21 protein-coding genes and 1 pseudogene are annotated in these 23,173 nt (G+C 45.5%); 13 read left to right on the plus strand and 9 right to left on the minus strand.

Annotation, left to right across the window (positions count from 1 at the left end):
- Positions 1-90 precede the first annotated feature (90 nt).
- Together EAO36_RS06815 and EAO36_RS06820 are read left to right on the plus strand one after the other, a co-directional pair.
- On the plus strand, positions 91-537 hold the full coding sequence (locus EAO36_RS06815) for a hypothetical protein (RefSeq protein WP_120948610.1): 447 nt from the start codon (positions 91-93) through the stop codon (positions 535-537).
- A complete protein-coding gene (locus tag EAO36_RS06820) occupies positions 524-1,792 on the plus strand; it encodes a GIY-YIG nuclease family protein (RefSeq protein WP_120948611.1) in 1,269 nt (422 codons plus the stop codon). The genes EAO36_RS06815 and EAO36_RS06820 overlap by 14 nt, the downstream gene beginning before the upstream one ends.
- Here EAO36_RS06820 and EAO36_RS06825 read toward each other — a convergent pair.
- The 3 genes from EAO36_RS06825 to secA form a co-directional block, all read right to left on the minus strand.
- Positions 1,782-2,027 carry an RNA recognition motif domain-containing protein gene (locus EAO36_RS06825; RefSeq protein WP_034582558.1) on the minus strand — a complete coding sequence of 82 codons (246 nt, stop codon included), beginning with the start codon at positions 2,025-2,027 and terminating at the stop codon, positions 1,782-1,784. The genes EAO36_RS06820 and EAO36_RS06825 overlap by 11 nt on opposite strands.
- An 87-nt stretch (positions 2,028-2,114) precedes the next feature.
- Positions 2,115-3,347, minus strand: coding sequence for an ABC transporter permease (locus tag EAO36_RS06830; protein WP_120948612.1), 1,233 nt, complete (start codon positions 3,345-3,347; stop codon positions 2,115-2,117).
- Positions 3,347-5,932, minus strand: coding sequence for a preprotein translocase subunit SecA (gene secA, locus EAO36_RS06835; protein ID WP_120948613.1), 2,586 nt, complete (start codon positions 5,930-5,932; stop codon positions 3,347-3,349). The genes EAO36_RS06830 and secA overlap by 1 nt, the downstream gene beginning before the upstream one ends.
- Before the next feature lie 96 nt (positions 5,933-6,028).
- Here secA and lolA point away from each other — a divergent pair, with 96 nt between their 5' ends.
- Complete coding sequence (gene lolA, locus EAO36_RS06840; RefSeq protein WP_120948614.1) at positions 6,029-6,553, plus strand: LolA-like outer membrane lipoprotein chaperone; 525 nt, start codon at positions 6,029-6,031, stop codon at positions 6,551-6,553.
- Here lolA and EAO36_RS06845 read toward each other — a convergent pair.
- From EAO36_RS06845 to metG, 5 genes are read right to left on the minus strand one after another with little or no spacing between them, the layout of a single operon-like run.
- Entirely contained in the window at positions 6,494-7,678 is a 1,185-nt protein-coding gene (locus EAO36_RS06845; protein WP_120955891.1) for a glycosyltransferase, read from the minus strand. The two genes, lolA and EAO36_RS06845, sit on opposite strands and share 60 nt — an antisense overlap.
- Positions 7,675-8,100: a PaaI family thioesterase gene (locus tag EAO36_RS06850; protein ID WP_120948616.1), complete on the minus strand. Its 426-nt coding sequence runs from the start codon at positions 8,098-8,100 to the stop codon at positions 7,675-7,677. Before EAO36_RS06850 ends, EAO36_RS06845 begins: the two co-directional genes overlap by 4 nt.
- A 9-nt stretch (positions 8,101-8,109) precedes the next feature.
- The gene (gene cmoB / locus EAO36_RS06855) at positions 8,110-8,916 is read right to left on the minus strand and encodes a tRNA 5-methoxyuridine(34)/uridine 5-oxyacetic acid(34) synthase CmoB (protein WP_120955892.1); all 807 of its coding nucleotides are present in this window, start codon (positions 8,914-8,916) and stop codon (positions 8,110-8,112) included.
- Positions 8,906-9,865: a hypothetical protein gene (locus tag EAO36_RS06860; RefSeq protein WP_120948618.1), complete on the minus strand. Its 960-nt coding sequence runs from the start codon at positions 9,863-9,865 to the stop codon at positions 8,906-8,908. Before EAO36_RS06860 ends, cmoB begins: the two co-directional genes overlap by 11 nt.
- Entirely contained in the window at positions 9,865-11,757 is a 1,893-nt protein-coding gene (gene metG / locus EAO36_RS06865; RefSeq protein WP_120948624.1) for a methionine--tRNA ligase, read from the minus strand. The genes EAO36_RS06860 and metG overlap by 1 nt, the downstream gene beginning before the upstream one ends.
- A gap of 55 nt (positions 11,758-11,812) precedes the next feature.
- On the opposite strand from metG, the gene EAO36_RS06870 reads away from it, so the two are divergent.
- Complete coding sequence (locus EAO36_RS06870; RefSeq protein WP_104639880.1) at positions 11,813-12,982, plus strand: class I SAM-dependent methyltransferase; 1,170 nt, start codon at positions 11,813-11,815, stop codon at positions 12,980-12,982.
- Positions 12,983-13,023: 41 nt separating this feature from the next.
- On the opposite strand, the gene mltG is transcribed toward EAO36_RS06870, so the two are convergent.
- The gene (mltG, locus tag EAO36_RS06875; protein ID WP_120955893.1) at positions 13,024-13,929 is read right to left on the minus strand and encodes an endolytic transglycosylase MltG; all 906 of its coding nucleotides are present in this window, start codon (positions 13,927-13,929) and stop codon (positions 13,024-13,026) included.
- Between mltG and EAO36_RS06880 the strand changes: the two genes are divergently transcribed.
- The 9 genes and pseudogenes from EAO36_RS06880 to EAO36_RS06920 all read left to right on the plus strand — a co-directional run bounded on the left by EAO36_RS06880 (position 13,928) and on the right by EAO36_RS06920 (position 22,779).
- Positions 13,928-16,924 carry a YhdP family protein gene (locus tag EAO36_RS06880; protein ID WP_235852400.1) on the plus strand — a complete coding sequence of 999 codons (2,997 nt, stop codon included), beginning with the start codon at positions 13,928-13,930 and terminating at the stop codon, positions 16,922-16,924. The genes mltG and EAO36_RS06880 overlap by 2 nt on opposite strands.
- Positions 16,878-17,105 (plus strand): FeoA family protein, encoded by a 228-nt coding sequence (locus tag EAO36_RS06885; RefSeq protein WP_120948620.1) that lies wholly within the window; start codon positions 16,878-16,880, stop codon positions 17,103-17,105. Before EAO36_RS06880 ends, EAO36_RS06885 begins: the two co-directional genes overlap by 47 nt.
- On the plus strand, positions 17,081-17,728 hold the full coding sequence (gene nth, locus EAO36_RS06890; RefSeq protein ID WP_185963002.1) for an endonuclease III: 648 nt from the start codon (positions 17,081-17,083) through the stop codon (positions 17,726-17,728). The genes EAO36_RS06885 and nth overlap by 25 nt, the downstream gene beginning before the upstream one ends.
- An 84-nt stretch (positions 17,729-17,812) precedes the next feature.
- Positions 17,813-18,232 carry a flagellar motor switch protein FliN gene (fliN, locus tag EAO36_RS06895; RefSeq protein WP_006017947.1) on the plus strand — a complete coding sequence of 140 codons (420 nt, stop codon included), beginning with the start codon at positions 17,813-17,815 and terminating at the stop codon, positions 18,230-18,232.
- Positions 18,233-18,242: 10 nt separating this feature from the next.
- Positions 18,243-19,052 (plus strand): hypothetical protein, encoded by an 810-nt coding sequence (locus EAO36_RS06900; RefSeq protein ID WP_235852289.1) that lies wholly within the window; start codon positions 18,243-18,245, stop codon positions 19,050-19,052.
- Positions 19,045-20,046, plus strand: a pseudogene (locus tag EAO36_RS06905) (energy transducer TonB). Before EAO36_RS06900 ends, EAO36_RS06905 begins: the two are co-directional and overlap by 8 nt.
- Complete coding sequence (pyrC, locus tag EAO36_RS06910) at positions 20,046-21,062, plus strand: dihydroorotase (RefSeq protein ID WP_120948622.1); 1,017 nt, start codon at positions 20,046-20,048, stop codon at positions 21,060-21,062. Before EAO36_RS06905 ends, pyrC begins: the two are co-directional and overlap by 1 nt.
- A complete protein-coding gene (locus tag EAO36_RS06915; protein ID WP_185963003.1) occupies positions 21,059-22,204 on the plus strand; it encodes a sialidase family protein in 1,146 nt (381 codons plus the stop codon). The genes pyrC and EAO36_RS06915 overlap by 4 nt, the downstream gene beginning before the upstream one ends.
- Positions 22,201-22,779, plus strand: coding sequence for a hypothetical protein (locus tag EAO36_RS06920; RefSeq protein ID WP_120948623.1), 579 nt, complete (start codon positions 22,201-22,203; stop codon positions 22,777-22,779). The genes EAO36_RS06915 and EAO36_RS06920 overlap by 4 nt, the downstream gene beginning before the upstream one ends.
- The last annotated feature ends 394 nt before the right edge of the window (positions 22,780-23,173 follow it).

Here is a 23,173-nt window from a genome sequence, read left to right on the forward strand (position 1 = left end):
GTGGTGGCTGGGGGGTTGGGGTTTTGCGCTCTTATAAAAAGGGGGGGCTTTGTAGCCACAACCGACCAATAAACATGCTAAAATCAAGCCATGAAAAGCTCTCAAGAGATCCTCACTTCTATCTTGCAAATTCCCTATCTCCAAGAACTCAAAACACGCCTTGAACTGGATAAACTCCGCTTGTTTTTGCCCTTAGAAGTGCGCACAGGGTTGCGTTGCATTCTAATCAAAAATTCTAAACTTTTGCTTGTTTTTAACCACCCCAGTGCCAGAACCTATTTTAAAAAACACCACCAAGAGTTTAGTCCAACCCTCTTGAGAGAGGTGAAAAAACTAGATATTATTCTGCCCCTGCATTTGGAGGTGCAAGACTACATGCCCGCTGTGATTGCACGCTCCTTTGAGCCTAAAAAAACCAAATTCTACTACAACGAACAAGCTAAAGGGGTTTTTATCAACCACGCTAAAGACCCTAAATTAAGGGAGATTTTTGAAAACATCCGTACCTACGTCCAAAAAGAACATGGACGCTCTTGAACTCAAACAACTCCCGACACAGAGTGGGGTCTATTTGTATTTGGATTCCCAAGCACAGGTTTTATATGTGGGCAAAGCTAAAAATCTTAAAAAGCGCATTTTGAGTTATTTTAAGATTGTGGGCGATCAGGTTTTGCCCAACCCCAAAATGGGGGCACGCATTGCCCAAATGATCGGCCAAATCCACACAATCCAATACCACATCACGATCAGTGAAGAAGAAGCCCTTTTATTAGAAAATGCCTCGATCAAAAAATACCAGCCTAAATATAATATCTTGCTCAAAGATGACAAAACGTATCCCTATGTCTGCATTAATTTGCACGCCCCCTATCCTACTCTAGTACTCAAACGCAAGATCCCGCCTGAAATGCTTTGTTTTGGTCCTTTTAGCAGTGGAGCTAAGGAGCTTTTAGAAAGCGTGTTGGAGTTTTTGCCCCTAGTGCAAAGCCCAGTTTGTTTGAGGGGCAAGCGGGCGTGCATGTTTTATGAGATGAAGCGGTGTTGTGCGCCCTGCGAGGGGAAGATTAGCCCACAAGAATACGGAGGATTGGTCAAACAAGCACTCAAACTCTTAGAAGATAAATCCCAACTCTTGCGCCTCATCCAGCAACGCATGCAAACACTGGCTCTGCAAGAAAGATTTGAGCAAGCCATTCTCTACCGAGAACGTTACCAAAAAATCCAAGCCCTTTTGGAGCGTAGCCAAATGCCCGCCGAGCAGAATGCGCTAGCCTTGCAAAGTCTTTTAGGTTTGGCTAAAGTGCCTTATCGCATTGAAATTTTTGATGTTAGTCACCATGCCAAAAGCCATTGTGTGGGGGGCATGGTGGTTTTTGATCGGGGAGAGTGGATCAAGAGTGCTTATCGGCGTTATACGCTCAAGGCCCAAGAGGAATATACCCAAATGCAAGAGATGTTAGAACGGCGTGTTAAAAACAACAAGCCAAAAATGCCAGATTTATGGCTAATAGATGGGGGAAAAGCACAAGTGCAATTAGCTAAACGGGTTTTGAGCCAAGCAGGCTGGGAGGTTGTGGCTGTGGGAATCGCTAAAGCAAAGATCAAGGGCAAGACCCAACGCTCTCAAGGCGATGTGCCCGACACCCTCTATACTTATCAAAAAACTTTGCATTTAGATTCTAAAGATGCGAATCTGCAATTTTTACAAAGACTCAGGGACGAAGCACACCGCCACGCCCTATTCTATCACCACCAAAAACAACTTAAGGTAGCTTTCAAACCTACTTCCTAGGGTTGGCTTCAGTTACCCGAATGGTCCTTCCCATAAAATCGGTATTATCAAGGCTACTAATGGCTTTCAGTGCCCCTTCATCTTCCATTTCCACAAACCCAAACCCTTTAGGTCTTTTGGTTTCGCGATCTTGGATGAGTTTAACAGAGCTTACGGCTCCAAATTGGCTAAACAAATCCTCAACCTCTTTGTTGGTTGCGCTATAAACCAAATTACCCACATAAATATTTTTCAAATCTCTCTCCACGCCAATATTAGTCTCTAGCTTACACTAAAAGACCCCCGACTTTACCTAAAAGTAACTTAAAATTGTCTAAAAAGCTCATTCATTACGCAAAACGCCCAACGCATGGACACTAGCCGCCTTGTGTGCTGGATAATAAGAGGAGAGGGCTACGATAACCACCGCCCCGATCAACGTGCCCAAAAAATCGCCCATGGACAAATCTAAGGGCAATTTATCCATGCCATAGACATCAGCAGGCAGGGAAATAATGGGGAAACTAGAGAGGATGCCCATGAGCAAAAAGGCGAGCAAAACGCCTAAGATAATCCCCCCGCCTCCAATTACACTCCCCAAATAAAAGAAAGTTTTTTTAATTTCTGTTGTAGTGGTCCCCAATGAGAGCAACAGCGCGATCTCTTTGCGGCGGTGCATCACCACCATAAGCGATGAACTGACAATATTTAAAGAGGCCATTAAGATAATCAACATCAGCACGATGAACAGAGCGCGCTTTTCTAACGCCATGGCTGAAAAAAAGTTGCCATTTTGTTGCCACCAGCCTTCAATATCGACCCCATGATTGGGGATAGACCTCAAAGCTTCCTTGATGCGTGGCATATCCTGCATGGCATCTTTGGAATAGATATGTACGCCATCATAAATACCCGGTGGCAGTCCTCTAATCGCGCGCAAAGCCCCAATACTGGTGTAAAGATAGCTACTATCATAGGCTCTCAAACCCGAAGAAAACAACCCCACCACATCAAAACGCTTCATGGTTGGTGAGAGTACAAAGCCGGTGGGTTCTAGTTTGGTGAAAAACAATTCTAATTTTTTGGCATGCCCTAGCAACAAATTATCCACCAAGCCCTTTCCCACGACCACATAAAAGGGATTTTGTTCCAACTCCTTTAAATCCACATCCCCCAAACCTTCTTTTAGAATGCTATTAATAGGGACTTCCTTATCCAACTCTACCCCAAAGAGCATCCCCCCGCTCACCATGCCATTGTAGCGCGCCACCACTTGGGCTTGCAGATAGGGGCTAAAACGCAAATGGGGGAATTTTTGCTCTAGGGTCTGGATTGTGTGTTTTTCAATACCATAGTAGCTCGTAGAATAGAGGGTGAGGGGGTAATTCATCACAAAGAGCTTTTTTTCAAACTCGGCATTCATGCCATTCATGATTGCCATCGCCACAATCAACACCATCACGCCCACCCCCACACCCAAAAAGGCCAAAATGGCTGTGATGCTGATAAAGGGCTGGTTTTTATCAAAACGCAGATAACGGCGCACCAAAAACACCACTAAAGACACAGAGGGCATTAGTCAGGCTTGTTGCTTTTAGCAAAGATTCCTTTTTTAGGCCCGCTTTTGGCATGGCAGTGCTTGTATTTTTTCCCACTCCCGCAATAACAAGGGGCATTTCTTGGCACACTCCTAGGCTTTTCTTGTTCAAACTCCCAGTTGCTCAAACCCAACTCGATATCTTGGTCGTTAAAATTCATCTCCTCTTGACTCCCCTCTAGGTCGTCTAAAAACCGCTGGGTTTCCTCCGTATTGGGACTCAATTCTAGTTTGTGGAAAGTCTTGATCGCCTCCAGTTTGATCGAATCAATGAGTTCTAAGAAGAGGTTATAACTCTCTTTTTTATACTCCACCAAGGGGTCTTTTTGGTTATACCCCCTAAGCCCGATACCGGTTTTGAGATTATCCATTGTATAAAGGTGCTCACGCCATGCGTTATCCAAGATTTGCAAATACACCACGCGCTCAATCTTGTCGCGATCTACAATGCCCTGCATTTTTTGTTGGTATTGTGCGATCAGTGTCTCCAAAACAAAGGCTTCCACCCCACTAAGGCTATAATCCTCCAAGCCCTCAAAACTCACCTGTGCGTTGAACTCCTCTTTGAGCGCGTGGGTGATGTTTTCCAAGTCTTCCTTTTGGAAGTCTTGGTCTTTAAAACTTTGGTGCGCCTCTAAAATTTTCATCACGGCATATTGGCGATTCTCCTCAATGCGTGCACTGATGTCATAGCTCTCATCTAAAAGCTCGTTGCGGAACTTATAAACGCTCTTACGTTGCTCATTTGCCACATCGTCATATTCTAACAAGTGTTTGCGACTCTCAAAATGCAGGGCTTCCACTTTCTTTTGGGCATTCTCCACTGAACGGGTAACTAGCTTGGATTCGATGTACTCCCCATCCTTTAAGCCCAATTTCTCCATCACCCCCTTAATACGATCACTCCCAAAAATACGCAACAAACCATCTTCAAGACTCAAATAAAATTGGCTCACCCCCGGATCCCCCTGCCGTCCGCTACGCCCCCTAAGCTGATTATCAATACGCCGACTCTCATGGCGTTCTGTGCCGATGATATACAAACCGCCTAAATCTTTAATCTCTTGGCTGAGTTTAATATCCACGCCCCTACCTGCCATGTTGGTCGCAATCGTAACCGCCCCCTTCAACCCCGCATCTTTAATGATCTCAGCCTCTTTAGTGTGCTGTTTGGCATTTAAGACCGTATGGGGGATGCGCTCTTTTTGCAACAAGGCATGCAACAACTCACTCTTTTGGATACTAGCTGTGCCCACCAACACGGGTTGCCCCTTAGCATAAAGCTCTTTGATTTTCTCTAAAACCGCATCAAATTTTTCCTTCTCGCTCTTGTAGATGAGATCGTTTAGGTCTTTGCGCTGGATGGGGATATTAGTGGGGATGGAGATCACTTCTAGGTTATAAATCTCTAAAAACTCGGTCGCCTCCGTTTGGGCAGTGCCCGTCATCCCCGCCAATTTATCATAAAGTCTGAAGTAATTTTGAAAAGTGATGTCCGCTAGAGTCTGGCTCTCCTCTTTGATCCCCACTTTTTCCTTAGCCTCTAGGGCTTGGTGTAACCCTTCGCTAAAACGCCGTCCTTCGCTCAAACGCCCCGTAAATTCATCCACAATCACCACCTCCCCATTGGCGACCACATAATCTTTATCTTTAGCAAATAAATAATGCGCTTTGAGAGCTTGATCCAAGTGGTGGGAGAGAATGGCGTTCTCTAAGCTATAAAGATTATCCACCCCAAAGAGTTTTTCAGCCTTTTTAATACCTTCTTCGGTGATGAGAATCACGCGGTTCTTTTCATCAATGGTAAAATCGTTCTGCACCTCCAAGTTTTTGGCCACCATGTCCGCGCGCTCGTAATTCTCCATGCGTTTATTAACAGGACCAGAAATGATTAAGGGCGTGCGGGCCTCATCAATTAAAATCGAATCCACCTCATCGATAATCGCAAAGGCATGTTCTTTTTGCGCCTTCTGTTCTAGGGAATATTTCATGTTATCGCGCAAATAATCAAACCCAAATTCATTATTTGTGCCATAAACAACATTATTAGCATAAACTTCTAAGCGATCGGTGTCATACAGCCCAGCGGTTACTACCCCCACGCTATAACCCAAGAAGTTATACAAGGGCTGCATTTGATCCGCGTCCCTTTGGGCTAAGTAATCATTCACGGTTACCACATGCACGCTCCGCCCGCCCAATGCATTCAAAGCCACCGCCAAAGTCGCCACCAAAGTTTTACCCTCCCCCGTTTTCATCTCGGCAATCTTGCCCTCATGCAAGACCATGCCCCCAATGAGTTGCACATCAAAATGGCGCATGCCCAAAATACGCTTAGAAGCCTCCCTAGTGATGGCAAAACTAGGGGCTAACACCTCATCTAGGTTTTTTTCACCATTTTGCACCTGTGTGCGTAATTCCTCAAAACGCGCCCTAAGTTGCGCATCATCTAACCCCTCATATTCCTTTTCTAACGCATTGATAATCCCCACGCGTTTTTGGTAGCGTTTGATCTCGCGTTGGTTTCTGGTGCCAATAATCTTACCTATCACGGCCTTAATCATGTTCATCCCCTAAGAGCAAAAGGAAGCGAAGTCTTTTGTATTGCATAAGTGCGGATTCTAACAAAATTTTGTAAAATTCTAAATAAAAGGGCAAGTATGCGTTGGTTGTTGGTGTGGTGTTTTGGGGTCGCTCTTATGGGGGCACAAGCCTTGCAATTTGAGAGTTTCAGCGCGCATTTTAAACAGGTGGTGCTAGATAGCCAAGTGCCCGCCCCGCTCAATCCTAGCTATGAGGGGCAGATTTTTGCCAAAACTCCCTATTTTGCCAAGTGGGTCTATGACAAGCCCAGTCCTAAAGAGGTGTATATGCAGGGCAAGCAGGTGGTGATCTATGAGCCTAGACTCTTGCAAGCCACCATCACCAAGTTAAGCAAAGCCCTAGACTTCTTTGCGATTCTCAAAAAAGCCAAACTACAAAAAGACGGGCGTTACAAAGCCAAAGTGGAGGGAACCACCTATTATCTCACCCTCAAAGATGGTTTGCCCGTCCAAATTGACTTTAAAGACAATCTTAATCACCAAGTGCGCATTAACTTTACTCAGGTGCGCGCCAATATCCCCTTAAACAGCACGTTGTTTGAGTTCATCCCCCCTAAGGGCATTGATATTATTCGGCAATGAGTAGAGGTATTTAAAATCCTCAATCACTTCTTGATACATACCTAGGGCTTTTTGGATGGATTGATCCAAAGTGTAGTTTTGGGCACTTAGCGCATAGCGTTTTTCAGCTTCCATGCGCTCTGCTGGGTTCTCGATCCAATAATCAATTTTAGTTGCCAAGTCTTGGGCGTTATTGGATTTAAACAACGAGCGATCATCTAGGGCAAACTGGTTGGTTGCGCTGATCTTGCTATCTGAAATAATGGGTACGATCCCACAGCTCATCGCCTCTAAACACGCAATCGCCTCGCCCTCCACATCGGCTGCATGGACATACAAATCACAACCATACAGCAAATCTTTTAAGCCCGCAGGCTCAATAAAGCCAAAATCAACGGGGTGGGCTAGACCCTGTGCATGTTTTTGCAACTTGGCTAAATTAGGTCCAATGCCCTTTAAATGCAACTTGATTTGGTTAGCATGGCGGCTTAGGCGCACCGCATCGATCAACACACTTTGGTTTTTCTCGGGGGAATAACGCCCCACCATGATAATGTGATAGAGATCATCGCATTTAATGGGGTTTGCTCTGGGGCTAAAGAGGGGATCAAATCCATTGGAGATCACATATTTTTTACCACCATAGCCATGCCTCTCCAACTCAGCCTTGATCAAGGGTGAAGGGCAATGGATATGCTGGATGTGTTTGTAATAGCGCGCCTTGAAATACCAAAAGATTGCGCGGTTTAACCATTTGAGTTTTTCTAAACCAATGTTGTAAGTGATGTGCTCGGGTTGGAGGTGGAACGCCCCCACATAGGGGATTTGCATCTCTTGGGCGACCTGAATTGCCACGCGTTCCAGCTTGAAGGGCAAAAAGACATGCACAATGTCCATACCCTCAAAAGCTACCTTTAAGATTTGGCGATCGGGCTTACCAAAGATCATGTGTTGTTTGTGCGCAATAGAGGTTACTAGCGGGATATGTCTCTCAGGGACAGCGTAAAAACCCTCCCCGCTCACAAAGGGAGCCACCACATGGACATGGTGTCCGCGCGCCTTAAGAGCCTTGTAAAAGCGGTAGGCGGTCATGGAAGTCCCATTGCTCTTGTCCTCAAAACTATCCACCACTAATGCGATCTTCATTGTTCATCCTTGAAGTTGAATTTAAACGGGCGCTTTTCAAAGATCAAAATCTCAAAGTCCCCCTCAAAAACTTTAATCTCCATAAATTCGCCCTCCACCTTGACCGATGATTTTTTGGTGCTAACATGGGTTGTGGTGGCGTTAAAATAAACCTCTTGATTGACTTCAATGGGGGCTAACAGACTAATTTTCATGGAAGAAATCAGGCTATTTTTTTTATTCAAAGCACATAGGGCGGCAAAACTAGCCGCACTCACCACAAAACCAGCATGCACCACATCTTCTTCACAGAGCATGAACTCTTTGGGGGTAAAACACACGGTGGCTTTATTGGCACTAAAAGACACCAATTCCGCACACAAGCTTTGATCGAGCCTAGTACAAACCAACAAACCCTCCTCAATCATTTGTGAATCGGCCATAAAACTCCTTTACTTATGCAAGATAAAATACCCCCGACAAGGCGCAACATAGCCCTCAATGCTCCGACTAGGATCGCTAGGGTCTAAAAAATCCCCCAAACTCAAACCCGTAATCCAAGGCGTTTGGCGTTGCTCTTGGGTGGTGGTGGTTTTGGTGGCTAATAATTGCAGATCAGCAAATCCGGCTCGCTCTACCCAATTTTGCAAGGCTCTCATGCTGGGGATAAAATAAACATTGGTCATCTTAGCATAACTCTTGGGACAGAGCGCGACCTCTAGGGGGCTGTCATAAAGCAGGGTATCTAAGATCAACACCCCCCTTTTTTTTAAGCCCATGTGCAAGGCTTTGAGCGCGCTTAGGGGGTCTTTGCGGTGATAAAGCACGCCCAAACAAAAGATCACATCAAAACGCATGGTATAGGTGCGCAAATCCTCAATGCCTAAATTTTCATAGACAATCGGGCGTTGCAGTAGGGCATTGATATAATCAAATTGTGCCCTATAAAGCGTACTAGGATCAAAGCCTACTAGGCTTTTGGGTTTTTGTTTGTCCATGCAAAAGAGATAATAGCCATTATTGCACCCCACATCAGCGACATCTAAACCACTTAAAGACACGCTATCTTTGATCAAATCCCACTTCATAAAACTTTGCCATTCACTCTCAATACAAAAACCTTGCGTGCCTTGTTGCACATAAAAGGGACCCTTGCGCCATGGACGTAACGCCCACGCTTGGGCGTGCAGGCGATCCAAACTTAGGGAGCGATCCGCTTGGATGTACAACCCCTCTAAAATTTTGTATTCACAGCCCATCAAACAAGCCTTTTGGTGATTTTTTGGGCTTTAAAATCTGCTGGATGGCAAAATCTCCTCCAATAAAACCCAGTGTGTAGGGGGTTATTTGCAAAATTTGGCGTAAATGGGCGAGATCGCCATAAAGCACATGGGGGGCTGACAGGGGCTTGGGGGTGAAAATTTGGATTTGTTGCCATGGGGTGATTTTGTGGGCATAGCGCGCCATTTTAACAATTTGCTCGCTTTGTTTTTCTAGGATTAAAATTTGTAGGCTTTGCCCAAAAGCGCAGGGCTCTAATTGGGGATTTGTGTAATGGGGTTGCATAAAATTTAAAACCCCTAGGCGATCCAAATGGACTTGAATACTTGCAAGCGTGCAAATGTGTAGGGCTTTAGCCAGCTGGGGCACATAAAAGCTAGAGAGTTTGAGATCGTAGCGTTGGCGTTGGTAGCAAATGGACATAGAAAAGAGCTCAGGAAGCAAGACTTCAAAGGGCATGGGTTCTAGGGGGATGTCTTTAGGCTTGAATAAATGAGATTGCAGGGTGTCTTGCAAGATCACACAGGGGGCAGATAGATTAAAGTCCAGTAAATCCAGCTTTGAGCCCTCAAAGAATAACAGCTCCTCGGGGGCGATTTTCTGCAAAATAGCGAACTCCACCGCACAAACCCCAAAGATTGCTGGGGCTTCTAAAAGCTTGTAATACAGCAATTTCTCAACTGCCATGTCTAAATTAGGGACATAAATCCACGCCACCTCAGTATCGCTGATGGGCACTTCTTGATCGTATAGGATTCCATAAGCCCCTAGACTTAAGGCTAGATCAATCCCGCCAATATCTAGGGCGACAAACAAACTCCCCTGCCTAACTTGGCTAGCCTTATGCGTGGTGTGTGTGAATTTATGGACATAGGGACGGCTTTTCAAGACTCCACGTGTGATCGCCACCACTTCATGGACATCCACTAACTAATGGTGCTCCCATTAGGCATGGGCTCTAGGGGGGCGATGAGTTTGAGCATGCCAGCATCACTAGCACTTAAAATCATCCCCTCACTGAGCATACCCATCATTTTTCTGGGTTCTAAGTTCAGCAAAGCGCAAACTTGCTTGCCAATTAGATCATGAGGTTGGTAATGCTGGGCAATGCCTGATAAAATCACGCGCACACGATCCCCAAAATCCACTTCTAATTGCAACAGCTTATCACTCTTGGGCACGCTCTTAGCTTGGATAATTGTGCCGACCTTGATTTCAAGTTTAGAAAAATCCCCAATTTTTAAGAGTTTGGGTGGGGTTGGCTGTGTAGCCACCGCCGGGGTGGTTGGGGGCTCTTTGGAGAGTTCTAATTTGGGGAAAAGTGGGGGGTTTTTAACAAGTGTTAGCGGGGAGAGGACATAATCTTTTTGCATGCACGCTTTGAAATTTGGCGAATCTAGACTAAGCCCTAGGAGGGTGGCTAGCTTTTGGGCACTGGTAGGCATGATAGGATAGAGATAAAAGGCACTCTTAGCTAAGAGGGTGGCGATCAAGACCAGGAGGGACATGGTTTTTTCTTTGTCTGTTTTAATGAGATTCCATGGCTCCTCCTTAGCGATCAAAACATTGGCACCCTCAAAGACCTTCCACAAGTCCTCTAGATATTTGTGGGGTTGCATCTCTAGCATGCTGGCATCTAAGGACTCTAAAAGGGCTTGCATGTGCGCATAAGATGTGCCATAATGCTCTAAGACTTGCGTGCTTTTGAGTTGCCCTTGAAAATATTGGATTGCCATGCCACTTAGACGTTGGATGAGATTACCCAAAGTGTTACTCAGATCGGCGTTAGAACGTCTGATGAGAGCTAGGCTAGAAAAATCCCCATCCTGACCCAAGGGGACTTCGCGTAACAAAAAGTAGCGTAGATTCTCCTCCCCGTATTTTTGTGCCTCTTGTTTGGCGCACAGCACATTGCCAATACTCTTGCTCATCTTGACTCCCTCAATGGTCCACCACCCATGCACGCATAAATGTTCAAATAAGGGGAGTTCTAAGCTCATCAAAAAGGCAGGCCAATAGATCGCATGGAAGCGCAAAATATCCTTACCCACGACATGGATGGCGTGATCAAAATACGCCATTTTGTTCGTATCTAGACTTGCATACCCTAGTGCACTCACATAGTTAAGCAGGGCATCTAGCCACACATACACGACATGTTTAGGGTCATGCAAGCTGGCGGGTAATTTGATCCCCCACTCAAAGCTGGTGCGTGTGATGGAGAGATCGTGCAAGCCTTGTTCAATGAAACGCACCACCTCATTGCGCCTAAAGAGGGGTAAAATCGCCTTGGGGTGTTGCTTGTAAAAATCCAATAAGCGTTCTTGGTAATGACTCAGTCTAAAAAAATAACTCTCTTCTTCCAGGATGATCGTTTCTTTGCCACAATCCGGGCAGAGCGCGTGGCTGGCTACAAAACTCTCACAACTCACGCAATAAGAACCCTGATACTTGCCCTTGTAAATATCTCCTTGAGCGTGCATGATCTCAAAGGCTTTTTGCACGGCTTGTTGGTGGGCTTGATCGGTAGTGCGGATAAAATGGTTATAATCAATGTTAAAATAGTCCCACTGATCCTTAAAGGCTTGGCTGATTTGAGAGGCATATTCTAGGGGGCTTTGGTGGTGTTTAGCCGCACTTAAAGCGATCTTTTGCCCATGCTCATCGGTGCCTGTGAGTAAAAAAACATCTTTGCCCCGCAAGGCGTGGTATTTTTTGAGCATATCTGCTATAAAAGTGGTGTAAGCATGCCCTAAATGGGGGACATCATTGACATAATAAATAGGTGTAGAGACTAACATTTTTTTTGGGTTGTTCATCGCACTGCCTTTAAAGCCTAAATTGATATAATAACATAAAAGCGATAGGATGGCTATGTTATCTAAGATATTTTTAAAGTCCATGTTTAAAAAGTGGAAAAATGGGGATTATCGGGTGATTTTTTGGGACAAAGAGGTGTATCAAAACGGGACTAAGACCCCCAAATTCACCATCAAGATCAACCGTCCCCTCAAACTCAGCGACATTAAAAAAGACATGTCTTTGACCATCGCTGAGGCGTATATGGATAAGATTATTGACATTGAGGGTTCGATGGATGAGGTCGCGCGTGTGCTTTACTTGCAAACCAACTACGAACACCTACACAAACATGACAATGCCATGCCCATCCAGCAAAGCACCAAAGAGAGTGCCAACATCGAAAGCCATTACGATTTGGGCAATGATTTTTATTCCATTTGGCTGGATGAAACCTTGAGCTACTCTTGTGCCTATTTCAAAACAGAAGAGGATACTTTGCACCAAGCCCAGCTCCAAAAGCTCGATCATACACTCAAAAAATTAGACCTCAAGCAGGGCGAAAAACTCTTAGATATTGGCTGTGGTTGGGGTTATCTCTCCATCAGAGCCGCTCAAGAGTACCATGTGGATGTGCTGGGCATCACCATTTCCCAAGAGCAGTTTAAAGCCGCTAGCAAGCGGGTTAAGGATATGGGGCTAGAGGATCGGGTTACCATCAAGCTATTAAACTACCAAGATTTGGATGGCATGCATTACCGCTTTGATAAAGTGGTGAGTGTGGGGATGTTTGAACATGTGGGTAAAGCCAACCTCCCCTTTTACTTCAAAAAAGTCAAGGAAGTGTTAAAAGTGGGCGGGATGTTCTTACTGCACTCGATTTTGTGCTGTTTTGAGGGTACAACCAACGCTTGGATTGATAAATATATCTTCCCAGGCGGTTATTTGCCCTCTTTGCGTGAGGTGATCTCCATTATGAGCGAAAGTGATTTCCACTTGGTGCTAGCTGAAAGCTTGCGTTTGCACTATGCCAAAACCCTAGACATTTGGCATCAAAACTTTTTAGACAACCAAGACAAAATCGCCCAAATGTATGATCAACGCTTTATCCGCATGTGGTCGCTCTATTTGAATAGTTGTGCCTCAGCCTTCCGTGTGGGGAGCGTGGATCTCTACCAGCTATTGCTCACCCACAGCGTGGATAATACCATCCCCCTCACGCACGAATATATTTACAAGAGTTAGGATCGTTTAAATTGCAAGGGGTTTGGCACACTTCTTTTGTGTTATGGATTGCTCAAGTGGATATTTTTAACATGATCTTTGTAGTGCTGGCTAAAGACATGCACGCCGGCTTTATTTTTGACAAAATAGAGGTATTTGGTTTTAGCTGGAAAGAGGGTGGCTCTGATGGCTGGCTCGCTCACACTCCCCACCGGGTCTTTGGGCAGTCCCTTGTGTTTGTAGGTGTTATAGGTGCTGGTATCCTCTAAAATGCGCTCACGGGTAACTTTGGTGTGGGAATACTTGCCATAATTCAAACTCCCATCCATCTGCAAGGGCATATTTTTGTGCAAACGATTAAAGATCACACTTGCAATCAAGGGCATTTCTTGGGTATTAGCCGCCTCTTTTTGGATAATCGAAGCGATGATCAGCGTTTTTTCCCATTGTTTGGGATCGTAGTGCCCTAAAAGTTTGTGACTCAGGTTTTGGTAATAGTTAGAGGCATGTTTGATGAGGTGCTCTATGAGTTTATCCGCGCTCACACCCACAGCAAAGCGGTAGGTATCTGGCACAATGCCCGCTTCTTTATAGGGCGCGTGGGCATCATAGGCTTTTTGCAAATCTAGGACTTTTAGATGGAAGGTTTGGGCTAGTTTTTGCAAGAAAAAATAGAGAGTCTCGCCCGGAATGAGGGTGGCGTTTTGATAAAAGGCTTTAGAGAGGCTTAGGGCATACAAGAAATTGCCCTTGCTGATGTGGTCCTGATGGTTGGTGGGGATAAAGATATAACCGCTTTTTGGCTTTTTCCACACACCCAAAGCACTCATCATGCGTAAAATAAACACATCAAGGTAGTTCAAGCCCAGCCCTTCGTGAGTGAGTCTTTGGATAGGACCACTTGGAACATAAATAGCTTGGTAAGATTTTATCGGTATACTAAGATAAAAGACCAACGAAAGCACCATGCTCAAAGCAACCGTCAAGAGAATGTCCAGTCTTGTTATTTTTTTGGGTCTAGTGATGGTGCTCGCATTGATCTTATACATCGTGCTTAGGAATGGAATCCATGTTCCTTCTATTCAGTTTGGTAAAGTCAAACTGGAACAATTCTACCTAAAACTGGATAATAAATTCTTGTTAGAATTGGGTAGCTTGGATATATCCGCTCTACTCAAACCCCACCCGCATAAAAAACCCCCGCCCATTAACCAAATTGTGCAAGGGATTCGATCCGCCATTATCGGACTAGGGTATTTTAAAAGGATCGATCTCAAAGAGATTGTCTTTACCCCCAAAATTAAAGCCCGTGTGCGTTTTGATGGGGCAAATTTTGCGATTTCTTTGCCCGGCTGGGTGGAGAGTCGCATGCTCTTACAAGATCAAGGCGATCTGCATTTAAAAATCCTCAAATTGCATGTGATTCCCTATCGTATCCATGCCAGTGGGGATGTGTTCTACCATGTCAAATCCAACAAATTAGATTTCTACTTGCGTGCCTTGCCCATGCTGGACATCTCACGGATGAACTTGCGCGCCTCTAATCTCATCGCCTCCATTAAAGGGCAGACAGATTTTAAAAACTTAAGCCTCTCTCTTAGCACCAATGAATTCCACCACTTGGATTTTTTAAAGCCCTATATCCCCCACAAATTCAAAGCCACGCGCACTTGGATATTTGATCGTGTCCAATTCTCCAGCCTGCAGATCAAAGAGGCACACATTGGTTTTAGTCTAAAGACCAAGCACGCCTTGCCCTCTATTTTGGAACGCCTACGCGTTAGGGCATTGGTTAAAGAGGCGCGTGTGCATTTTAACCCTCTCTTACCCCCCATTCTCTCTAAAGAGGTTTGGCTAGAACTGAAGAATAAAAACCTCTACATGGAACCCAAGAACATCTTTTATGATGGGATGGCTCTGGAGGGCTCACGGGTGCAAATCGATCACTTAGAGAAAAACCAAAAACTCAAGGCACAGATTAAAATCGCCCCCAATACCGCCTATAAACGCGTTAAAAACCTGCTCAAAGGCTATGACATCCCCTTACCCATTCAAGACCTCCAATCCAAGATCAGTGCGGATTTGCTCTTAAATGTGCAATTTAGACACCAAGCCCATGCGCTCTTGTCCATGCAAGGGACTATCCAAGTGCAACAAGGCTCTTTTCTGCTCTACAATACCCCACTTTTTAGCCAAAATACCCAAATTACCTTAGACATCCAACCTGATTTGCACCGCCTGTATATCCAAACCCAACACACCCGTTACCTCAATATTGCCGATGTCGATGCCAACATCACGCTTGATTTCACACACAAACGCCTAAGTAGCCAAGCCAAAATCCACAAACTCCAATTCAACACCAATAACACCATCAACACAAGTCCCTTTGATCCTAACCGCTCTATGCCCGCACAAGTCCCACAACACCCCCTAGACTTAGATAGCCTTGGCGCATTGATTGCCAAAGGTACGCGCTCTAAGGCTTTTGAGAAAAAGATTTTGGAACAAATCCAAAGCCAAAACCAAGAAACCTTTAGCCAAGATGTGATCTATGCCACGCCCAAAAACCTCCCCACCCTAAGCTTTAGCTTGGACTTTTCCAAGCCCAACATCTTGAAAATCAAAAGCCAGCAACTCCAGCTAGAAGCGCAAATGGCGCAAAAAACCTATGTCTTGCAAATTAGAGACTTATCCAAGATCGCTCCTATCTCGCCCTTATTACGCTATTTTGCTGTCTATCAAGGGGCGGTGCAGATCAGCACCCAAGACTTTAAACGCTTTAATTTTGTCTCCAGCAATTTAGGTATTGATCTCCCTCTTTACCGCCACGATGGCGGTCGGCTCTCCTCCTTTGCGTTTTTAGGTACAATACAAGGGGACATGGCAGAAATCTTTAGTTTGGATGGCTCTGTTATGGCTAAGATTCAAGGGGGAGAGCGCATGATTTTTCTAAAGAATATTGATTTTAATTTAGATGAGTTTTTAAACTCTAAAATGCCCGCCATTAAAGAACTCCTCACCTTCAAACAACACACCCAGCCCACCCTAGAACAAGCCAGAAACGAAGAAATCTTTATCCGCGCCAAACAACGCTATGAAAAACGCCACCAAATCACCCCAGATGCCACCATTATCAATGCCACCAACTCCGTGCTCACCTTTAAAACCCTCCCTCTGATCTTTGATAGCGTGCGTTTGGTGGCTAGAGATGGGCGCGTGAAAGCCGATGCCATGTATGATCGCGCCATGGTTAATTTGGACATTGTGCATGCGAATTTGCACCTGAAAGCTAGCAATTTTAGCGGGGATTATATCAATATGGCTTTGCAAGGCATCACCAGTAAGAATCTGATTGAAGGCGGGCTTTATACGCTAGCAGGAACTTACCAAGACAACGCATTTAATGGGCAATTAACATTCCAAAATACGGTTGTCAAAAACTTTAAAGTCTTGCAAAATGTGATCAATGTGATCAACACCATCCCCTCCTTAATCGCCTTCAGAAACCCGCGTTTAGGCGTGAATGGCTATGAAATTTTAAAGGGAAGAGTGATCTTTGGGGGCAATGATGATTTTATTGGGATCGAAAAAGTCCAGCTCACCGGTGCCACTTTAGATGTCGATGGGAGCGGAATCATCAATCTCAAATCCCGTAAAATCGATGCTGTGCTCAACGTCTCAACCATCAAAGCTATTTCTAATATCATCAACAAAATCCCCATTGTCAATTACTTGATCTTGGGTGGGGATGGCAAAATCTCCACCCATGTGCATTTAAGGGGGAGTCTAGACAACCCCACCGCTAAGATCACCCTAGCCAAAGACATCGCCCAAGCTCCCTTTAGGATTTTGCGCCGTATTTTTACACCTATAGACATCATCGTTGAAGAAATTAAGAAAGGACTTAAAAGTCATGACTATCCTAGACTGTCAGAAGAATCAGAGCTACACAATCCTTAAGATTGAAGGGTGTGATGATGCGCTGAAAAACCGCTTTCTATCCTTTGGGATTGTAGCTGGGGCACAATTTGTGTTGTTGCACCACTCCTTGCAAAAAGCCACCTTGAGTATCGCTCTGGGGCGTGCCCAAATCGCCCTAAGAGCCCACGAGGCTAAATGCATTTTGGTCAAACCGCTATGAAAGCCCAAATTATCAAAGAACTCTTGCTGGCGCACTTCCCAGAACCTAAGACCGAGTTGCACTACACCAACCCCTATGAGCTCTTGGTCGCCGTGATTTTATCCGCCCAATGCACCGATGCGCGCGTGAATGCTACCACCCCCGCCCTCTTTAAGGCTTACCCCACCATTCAGACTTTAGCACTAGCCAATTTTACAGAAGTTTTAGCCCTCATTAAAAGTATCTCCTACCCCAATAACAAAGCCAAACACCTCATCAAAATGGCTGGGCAGGTCATGCAAGATTTTAACGGACAAATCCCTAGTACCCAGCAAGAATTAATGTGCTTGGCGGGTGTGGGTCAAAAGAGTGCTAATGTGGTTTTATCGGTGGCATTTGGGCAAAATTACCTAGCTGTAGATACTCATGTTTTTAGAGTAGCCCACCGCTTAGGCTTAAGCCACGCTAAAAGTGCCACCCAAACTGAAAAAGATTTGAGCGCGCTTTTTAAGCAAGACTTAGGTGCATTACACCATGCCTTGATCCTATTTGGGCGTTATACTTGCAAGGCGATCAAGCCCCAATGCGGTGCATGTTTTTTGCGTAGCTTTTGCTTGAGCCCCTCCAATTTTAAACCCCGCTAAACAAGAAATCAACCAAAATTGAGTATAATGACGGCCACCGGGTTTTTTTGCACTTAAAGACCCTAAAGAAGTAAGGTAACGGACATGGATAACCAAAATAATCGCGACACGCAGGGTGTGAGTATCCAATCTAACCCTACTCTAGCCACCCTAACACCCATTAACCCCAAAATCAAAAAACAACCCACCCTCAATCCTAGAGAATTGGAACTCACCACCTACCTAGAAGAGCTCATCAACGACTATAAGGGCTTGTTAGATATGGAAGTAACTTTCATGGCAGAATTGGGCGCAACCCTAATTCCGCTAGGTGAGGTCTTACGCTTTGAGCGCGGGTCGGTGATTGACTTGCAAAAACCCGCTGGGGAGAGTGTGGATACCTTCGTCAATGGGCGCGTGATTGGCAAGGGTGAGGTCATGGTCTATGAAAAAAACTTGGCGATTCGCCTTAATGAAGTTTTAGATTCTAATGCCATTGTCTATTACATTGCTAAGGACATGTAAGTTTAAGAGCATGGCGAAATTGGGTCGGTGGTTTTTAATCTATTTGCTGGGCTGTGTGTTTGTTTGGGCACAGGAGCTAAACCATGTCGAACATATCAAGGTCTCCCCCATGCCCGATCTAAGCACCCCCGGGGTAGCCCTAGATTTGCTCTTTGCTAAACCTCTCCTACAAACCCCCCAGATCTCAGCCCTACAAACCATCACGATCCAAAATATCGCCCCCTTTGCTCCCAAATTAGAACAATTTAGCACCAGCGTGCTCAAAAGCCTCAATGTCTATCCCCAAGATAACACTTTGTTGGTTGTCCCCAAAGGGGCGATTTTATTTGATGTTAAAGCCAAACTCTCCATCGATAAAAAGTATTTGCGTCTCGAATTTGTCCCTCTCATCCCTACGCTAAAAACCCAAACCCTAAGCACCCCCCCTACACCCAGCACGCCCCCAAAAGAATCCGCCCTAAACCAAGAAACAGCCCTCATTTTAGATTATGCGTGGAAGGTCTGTGCGGTCATTGGGGGTCTGCTCTTACTCTTATGGATTCTCAAGCGCAAGGGTACCCAAAAATTCCTCTTCCCCAAGGTGGGCTTAGAGCCTAGCGTAACTTTCATCAAGCCTCTAGATGCCACGCACAAGCTGGTTACCATTGAGGTGCGCAACCAACTTTATTTGATCTTGCTCAATTCCAACCAAAGCTTGATTTTGGATAAAATTAGCCTTGATCTACCCCTCAAAAAAGATTCTGCTCAATTGAAAGAAGAACTCATGGAAGAAGCCAAACAACATATCCGCCATTCTAAGCTCAGGGACCCCTATGCCTAGAAGAGGGCGCATGGCACCTGCAGTCTTGGAGGAGGCTTTAAGAAGCAGGCGTTCTGATCGCAATTTCTATATTTCCTTGCTCCTCTCATGCTTGCTCCACTTGTTTTTGTGGTGGCTCTTGCAATATGGGCGCGAATTTTTTGCCCACAGGCCTAAGCTAGTAAAAGTCAATCCGTCTAATTTATTGGTGCTCAAACGCGGGCGATCCCTGGATCCCACCAAGAACACCCCCGGGGCAAAGAGACTCTCTAGAGCCGCACCTAAAGCCGTTCCCCTACCCCACCCCCAAACAAGACCTACCCCACCTCCTACTCCCTATAAACCCAAACACAAAGTCGAACCCCAAAAAGTCCAACCCCGATCGATCAGCCCAAGCACGAACGCATCGCTAGCCATGAGACCCACCACAAGGCTTTGCAACAAGAACAAAAAGAGGTGGTAAAAAAAAGCTCCCCTAGAAACCCCTAAACAAGTTCCCCAAAAAGCCCCAGAACCCAAACACGCCCCCCAACACAAGGCCAAAAAAGCCCCCGCTGATGATTTTAACCCCAATAATTTATCCTTCTTGCCTTCTGAGCAAACCCCCCAACCCCAACCCAATCGCTCTAGAACCCAAAGTTATGAAGAAGACAAGGGCATGGACAGCCAAACCCGCAAGGATATTGACGAACTCTATGGCGAAGAATTTGGGGATTTGGGCACAGCTGAAAAAGACTTCATTAGAAGCAATTTGAGCGAGATTGGGCGAATCACGCAAAAATATTTGGAATACCCTAGTGCGGCTGGGTATTTGGGGCAAGATGGCGTGGATGCGGTGGAGTTTTATCTCCACCCCAATGGGGACATCACGGGATTAAAGATCATCTTGCCCTCTGGCTACAAACTCCTAGATGACAACACACTAAAGACCATCACCATTGCCTACAAAGACTATCCCCGCCCCACCACCACCACGCTGATTCGTATCCGCGTGCGCTACTTCATCTACCGCTAATGGACACCCTAACCTTACATAACCCCCTAGATATGCACTTGCACTTACGCGAGGGCGATCTGTTGCAAGCCATTTTACCCTTTAGTGCACGCTATTTTAGTGCCGCTGTGGTGATGCCTAATCTAGCCATCCCCATCACCAACACCGCCCTAGCCCTAGAGTATAAAGCTCGGATTGAACAAGCTGGCTTTTACTTTGCGCCCTTGATCGCGCTTTATTTGACCCCCGATTTGACACGCAGAGAGTTAGAAAAAGCTAGAGAAGCGGGCTTTTTTTTGCTCAAACTCTACCCCCATAATGCAACCACCAATTCAACCCATGGCGTGCAGAACATCTTAAGCCCCCAAATGTTGCGAATTTTAAGCGTGGCACAAGATTTGGGCTTTATTTTGTGTGTGCATGCCGAGAGTTTGGGCTTTGTGATGCAAAGAGAAGTGGAGTTCCACCCCATTTTAAATGCGCTAGTTGCCTATTTGCCCTATCTTACAATCATCATCGAGCACTTGAGCGATCGGCGTAGTATTCCCCTCTTGGAACAATATGAAAATCTCTACGCCACGCTCACCCTGCACCACATCGCTCTAAGCCTAGATGATGTGCTAGGCAACCACCTAAACCCCCATTTGTTTTGCAAACCTCTTTTAAAAACCCCCCAAGATCAACAAGCCTTGCTAGAGCTAGCCCTGAGCGCACACCCCAAAGTGGCTTTTGGATCGGATAGCGCACCGCACTTGATAGGGAATAAGCATACTTGTGCTTGCTCAGCGGGCATTTTTAGCGCGCCCATTTTGCTAGAAGCCCTCACAACTCTTTTTGATCGGCACCACGCTCTAGATAAACTCCCCGCCTTCATCAGCCACAACGCCCAACGCATCTACCACCTAGACCCCCACAAACTCCCCGCTAAGAGGATCACCCTCGCCAAAAAACCCCACACCCCTCCCAAGAGTTGTTATAATGACCAACTCCAAATCCCATTTTTCTTTGATTTGGCTTGGAGCGTGATCGATCCTTGAAACACTTTTTGGCTTTCTTGCTGGCTTTGAGCCTTGTAGGCGCGTGGTTACTCTTTTTAACCCCTAGGTCCTTTAGTCTAGCCCCAGCCCCCATACTAGAGCCCAGCACAGTGCCCCTAATTGTTAAAAAAATCCTCCCCCCCGCTAGAACTAAAAGCATGCATGCGGCCACCTTGGGCGCGCTTAATGCAGATTATCTCATGGGGGCTTATTTTGGGGGGAGTGCCGAGGGGGTGGGGGATGTTAAAATCTATGCCCATCTTTACAATCTGAAAACCCAAGAGTGGAGTCCGGCTATAAGTTTGCTCTCAGCCCCCCTATTGAGCCAAAAAGCCCATGAGTTTGTCAAAATCTTAGGTAACCCGGTGCTGTATGCCACCCACAACACTCTGTATTTATTTGTGGTGGGGGCGAGTTTGGGCGGGTGGGCGACCTCTAAAATTTATGGGCTCTCTGCTCCCTTGAATCGCGCCCTCAAACAGCTCCAGAACAACCAAAGTCCGCAACTAGATTTTATGCAAACTCTGCCTCTAAGCCCCTTTTTGAACATCAGCCATCTAGTGCGTACCAGTCCCCTACCCACTGATGATGGCGGGTTTGTGTTGCCCATTTATCAAGAGCTGGCTAGAAAAACCTCTTTGCTGTTAAAATTTGACACCCACGCGCGCTTAGAGAGCGTGATCCAACCCAATTCTTTAAAACAGCAACTCCAGCCCAGTCTCGTGCCCTACCAACATTGCGCTTTCATGGCATTTAGAAGTTACAAACGCTTTGATCTTTACACCCAAACCTGCCAATCCCCCCTAAAGTGGGATCAACCCAAGTTGAGTAATCTCAAAAACTATGACGATTCGCTTAATCTATTAAATGTGAATGGCACGATTTATTTGATCTATAATGCCCCGCTCCAAGAGGGCTATAATAGCCGTAGTGCTTTAATGTTGGCTAAATTTGCCCCCACACCAACCCAACCTGGCAATTTTAAGCCTTTGGGCATCTTGGATTCTACACAAAAGGGGGGCGAAGTGAGCTATCCGGCCACTTTAATTTTTAAAGATAAGGTGCATGTACTCTACACCAAGGATCGCCAGCAAATCCAACACCTAGTCTTTAATCTGGCTTATTTAAAAAGTTTGCCATGATTGCCCCTTCCGTTTTGCCCGCTTTGCTTTTGAGCGTGGCACTTAGTCTGTGTGTGGCTGTGTTTGCCCACAAACACGCTTGGTTAAAAGCCTTGTTGGTTTTTGGGATTTGCCATATTCCCGTGTGGCATGCCATGAGTCCATCAGCGTTGCTCGTGGGGTTTTTGGGCGCGCCTAGCCCCTTAAGTCTTGTATTGTGCTTGTGGGCTTTAATTGCCAAATACAAGGACTTAGAACGCTTTCCTTTTAGGGTGGCTTTATTCTTAAGCCTCTTTGGAGCCTTTGTGTTTTTAGACATGTTGGAACTCTTGCCCTTTAGTCTCACGCATGCCCGCCCAATATGGGTCATCATTAGCTTGTGTTTGTGGAGCGTGCTCGCCTTTTTGGTGCATAGACCCTTGGGCGTGCTATTTTTGCTCATTCTACTCTTAGAAGCCTTAAACCAGCTCAACAAGGGCGATTCTTTTGTTTTGCTTTATATAGGCTTTATGGATATTTATTTGTGGGCGGTAGCTTTAATCTGGGTGTTCAAAGGGATGTTAAAAACTCTCATTAGGAATTTAAAACATCGTTAGCCTATGGTGCTTGTGCCAACGCACACCAATAACTAAGTCTTCAAATCCCACATAACAAGGAACTTAAAACCCATCAAATGCGCTTGTTGGCACTCAATACGCCCGCTGGCAAAACTATTCCAAACACAAACACTTAGTAGCGTTTAATGAGCAAAAGCCCCCAACTAGAGTGGTGTAAGATTGATGACAAGCTTTGCATTACCCCCCTCTAGCCCCCTATGGTGGGCACTTGGTTAGAGGGATAATTTGAATTTTGGATATGGTTAAAAACAGAGTGGGGGGTTTAAGGGCTTAAAGGGTAAAATAAAATGCCCCCAAATGGGGGTAACCTCTTTTAAAGGATTGCTATGCCAAAAGCTAGCAAAAATCCTTTACGCTCATTTTGCCTAAAAAT

It is taken from the genome of Helicobacter mehlei (assembly GCF_003660265.1).
In the GTDB taxonomy this organism is placed as follows: domain Bacteria; phylum Campylobacterota; class Campylobacteria; order Campylobacterales; family Helicobacteraceae; genus Helicobacter; species Helicobacter mehlei.